The sequence below is a fragment of the Pseudomonas agronomica genome, from assembly GCF_025917275.1.
Taxonomy (GTDB): domain Bacteria; phylum Pseudomonadota; class Gammaproteobacteria; order Pseudomonadales; family Pseudomonadaceae; genus Aquipseudomonas; species Aquipseudomonas agronomica.
The window spans coordinates 1-3,790 of the sequence record NZ_JAOSHO010000473.1 but is presented as its reverse complement, the minus strand read 5'-3'; the positions used below and the strand labels follow the sequence as shown (position 1 = coordinate 3,790).

Here is a 3,790-nt window from a genome sequence, read left to right as displayed (position 1 = left end):
GAGGGCAGTGAAAACACCGCCCTCTTCAGTTCAAATCAGACTTTCTTGTAAAGCTGACTACCTTCCTTCTTGAACCGCTCAGCCTGCTCCGCCAAGCCCTGGGCGACATCGACATCCACCGCTTCAATGCGTTGGTTCGCCGCGTACTCGCGCACTTCCTGGGTGATTTTCATCGAGCAGAATTTCGGCCCGCACATCGAGCAGAAATGCGCGACCTTGGCCGAGTCCTTCGGCAGGGTCTCGTCGTGGTACGAGCGGGCGGTGTCCGGGTCCAGGCCGAGGTTGAACTGGTCTTCCCAGCGGAACTCGAACCGCGCCTTGCTCAAGGCGTTGTCGCGGATCTGTGCGCCCGGGTGCCCTTTGGCCAGATCGGCAGCATGCGCGGCGATCTTGTAGGTGATGATCCCGGTCTTGACGTCATCCTTGTTCGGCAAGCCGAGGTGTTCCTTCGGCGTGACGTAGCAGAGCATGGCGCAACCGAACCAGCCGATCATCGCCGCACCGATGCCCGAGGTGATGTGGTCGTAGCCCGGCGCGATGTCGGTGGTCAGTGGGCCGAGGGTGTAGAACGGCGCCTCGTCGCAGCACTCGAGCTGCTTGTCCATGTTCTCCTTGATCAACTGCATCGGCACGTGGCCGGGGCCTTCGATCATGCATTGCACGTCGTGCTTCCAGGCGATCTTGGTCAGCTCGCCGAGGGTTTCCAGTTCGCCGAACTGCGCTTCGTCGTTGGCGTCGGCAATCGAGCCCGGACGCAGGCCATCGCCCAGCGAGAAGCTGACGTCGTAGGCCTTCATGATTTCGCAGATGTCTTCGAAGTGGGTGTAGAGGAAGTTTTCCTTGTGATGCGCCAGGCACCACTTGGCCATGATCGAACCGCCACGGCTGACGATACCGGTGACGCGCTTGGCGGTCATTGGCACATAGCGCAGCAACACGCCGGCATGGATGGTGAAGTAGTCGACGCCCTGCTCGGCCTGCTCGATCAGCGTGTCGCGGAACAGCTCCCAGGTCAGGTCTTCGGCCACGCCACCGACTTTTTCCAGGGCCTGGTAGATCGGCACGGTGCCAATCGGCACCGGCGAGTTGCGGATGATCCACTCGCGGGTTTCATGGATGTGCTTGCCGGTGGACAGGTCCATGACCGTGTCCGAACCCCAGCGGATGCCCCAGGTCAGCTTCGCCACTTCTTCTTCGATGGACGAACCCAGCGCGCTGTTGCCGATGTTGCCGTTGATCTTCACCAGGAAGTTACGGCCGATGATCATCGGTTCCAGTTCGGTGTGGTTGATGTTGGCCGGGATGATCGCGCGGCCACGGGCGATTTCATCGCGCACGAATTCCGGGGTGATGACTTTCGGCACGCTGGCGCCGAAGCTGTGGCCGGCGTGTTGCTGGTCCAGCAGGCCGGCGGCGCGGGCGACTTCCAGCTTCATGTTTTCGCGGATGGCGACGTATTCCATCTCGGCGGTGATGATGCCTTTGCGCGCGTAGTGCATCTGGCTGACGTTGGCGCCCGGCTTGGCGCGACGCGGGTTGTTCACGTGGGCAAAGCGCAGCTGGGTCAGCTCGGGGTCGGCCAGGCGTTCCTGGCCGAAGTTGGAACTCAGGCCCGCCAGGCGCTCAGTGTCGCCACGGGCTTCGATCCACGGCGAGCGCACGTCAGCCAGGCCTTTGCGCACATCGATGATCACGTTCGGGTCGGTGTACGGGCCCGAGGTGTCATACACCACTACCGGCGCGTTGATTTCGCCGCCGAAGTCGGTCGGGGTCACGTCGAGGCTGATTTCGCGCATCGGCACGCGGATATCCGGGCGGCTGCCCTGGACGTAGATTTTTTGCGAGCGGGTAAAGGGCTGGACCGATTGCTGATCGACCTGGGCCGATTCACTGAGGTTGGTCGCGTTTCTTGATTTTGTCGTCATCACGGGCTCTCCAGACACACATCCAGGCAGTGGATTTTTTGTCGGAGCGAACCTGTAACGAATGGACGCGTCCCTGCACGACAGTGCGGACGCTGTGCTTGCTGCTCGAGTGCGTTCAATGGTCGAACGACATCCCGGACGAAGCACAAGAGGACTCGCCGGGTGACGAGAAATCTTGTTCCCTACGCAGGCGCTAACCTGATCAGGTTCAACGGGATCCGAAATTATTCGATCTCAGCCTCATAGCAAGGCACCCCGACAAGAACCCGGCCAGTCTAGACACAACCGGCGCAGAACGCCATCGCCCGGGCAAAAGCCGTGATGAATGGCACAAATACAGGATTGTTGCCGTGCGTAGGCGCAACTACACTCGCTACGCCGCGCGCCTGTTATGCGCATTCAATTTGAACGTAGGGATCGCCTCATGCTGCGCAAACTCTCACTGGCCCTTGCCGTGTCTTGTGCGTCCAATGGAATGGCCTGGGCCGCCGAAGCGCCGTTGTCCACCCGGACCGATCTGGTCAGCGTGTACCAGGAAGCGGTGGATAACAATGCCGACCTGGCCGCCGCCCGCGCCCAATATGGCGCCCAGAAGGAAGTGGTGCCCCAGGCCCGCGCCGGGCTGCTGCCCAACCTGTCGGCCGGCGCCGACCTGAACAACACCCGTACCGAGCTCGACCAGCCGGCGATGACCGCCACCCGCAGCTCCACGGTCTACCAGGCCACGCTGTCCCAGCCGATCTTCCGCGCCGATCGCTGGTTCCAGCTCCAGGCGGCCAAATCGGTGAATGAACAAGCGTCGCTGCAACTGTCCGCCACCGAACAGAACCTGATCCTGCAAAGCGCCGAGTCCTATTTCAACGTGCTGCGCAGCCAGGACAACCTGGCCTCGACCAAGGCCGAGGAAGCCGCGTTCAAGCGCCAGCTCGACCAGTCCAACGAACGTTTCGACGTGGGCCTGTCGGACAAGACCGACGTGCTGCAATCCCAGGCCAGCTACGACACCGCCCGGGCCAACCGGATCATCGCCCAGCGCCAGGTCGAAGACGCCTTCGAAGCGCTGATCACCCTGACCAACCGCCAATACAATTCGATCCAGGGCGTCGTCCACACCCTGCCGATCCTGCCGCCGGCGCCGAACGACGCCAAGGCCTGGGTCGACACCGCCGCCAAGCAGAACCTCAACCTGTTGGCCAGCAACTACGCTGTCGATGCCGCCGAAGATACGGTGCGCCAGCGCAAGGCCGGCCACGCGCCGACCCTCGATGCAATCGCCCAGTACCGCAAAGGTGACAACGACGGCCTCGGTTTCACAAACCCGAGCCCCACCGGCCAGCGCTACGGTGGCGATGCCGAGCAACGCACCATCGGCCTGCAATTGAGCATTCCGATCTACAGCGGCGGGCTGACCAGCTCCCAGGTGCGCGAGTCCTATTCGCAACTCACCCAGACCGAGCAGCAACGCGAAGGCCTGCGCCGCCAGGTGGTGGAAAACACCCGCAACCTGCACCGCGCGGTGAACACCGATGTGGAACAGGTCCAGGCCCGGCGCCAGTCGATCATCTCCAACCAGAGCGCGGTGGATGCCACGGAGATCGGCTATCAGGTGGGCACTCGCAACATCGTCGATGTCCTCGACGCCCAGCGCCAGCTGTACACCTCGGTGCGCGACTACAACAATGCCCGGTACGACTACATCCTGGACAACCTGCGCCTGAAGCAGGCCGCAGGAACCTTGAGCCCGGAAGACTTGCAAGCCCTGTCCCGCTACCTCAAGCCCGACTACAACCCGGACAAGGACTTCCTGCCGCCGGACCTGGCACAAGCGGCAGCGCAACAGTTGCGCTCGCGGCCGGCGCCATAGG

General features: G+C 62.6%; 2 protein-coding genes and 1 riboswitch. Of the genes, one reads left to right on the top strand and one right to left on the bottom strand.

The features are described from left to right. Nucleotides 1-35: 35 nt before the first annotated feature. Nucleotides 36-1,925, bottom strand: coding sequence for a phosphomethylpyrimidine synthase ThiC (thiC, locus tag OC610_RS22915; RefSeq protein WP_264431040.1), 1,890 nt, complete (start codon nucleotides 1,923-1,925; stop codon nucleotides 36-38). Between the two features lie 162 nt (nucleotides 1,926-2,087). Continuing rightward, a riboswitch (TPP riboswitch) is annotated at nucleotides 2,088-2,193 on the bottom strand. 156 nt (nucleotides 2,194-2,349) lie between these two features. Between thiC and OC610_RS22910 the strand changes: the two genes are divergently transcribed. After that, a complete protein-coding gene (locus OC610_RS22910) occupies nucleotides 2,350-3,789 on the top strand; it encodes a TolC family outer membrane protein (protein WP_264431038.1) in 1,440 nt (479 codons plus the stop codon). Nucleotide 3,790 lies beyond the last annotated feature (1 nt).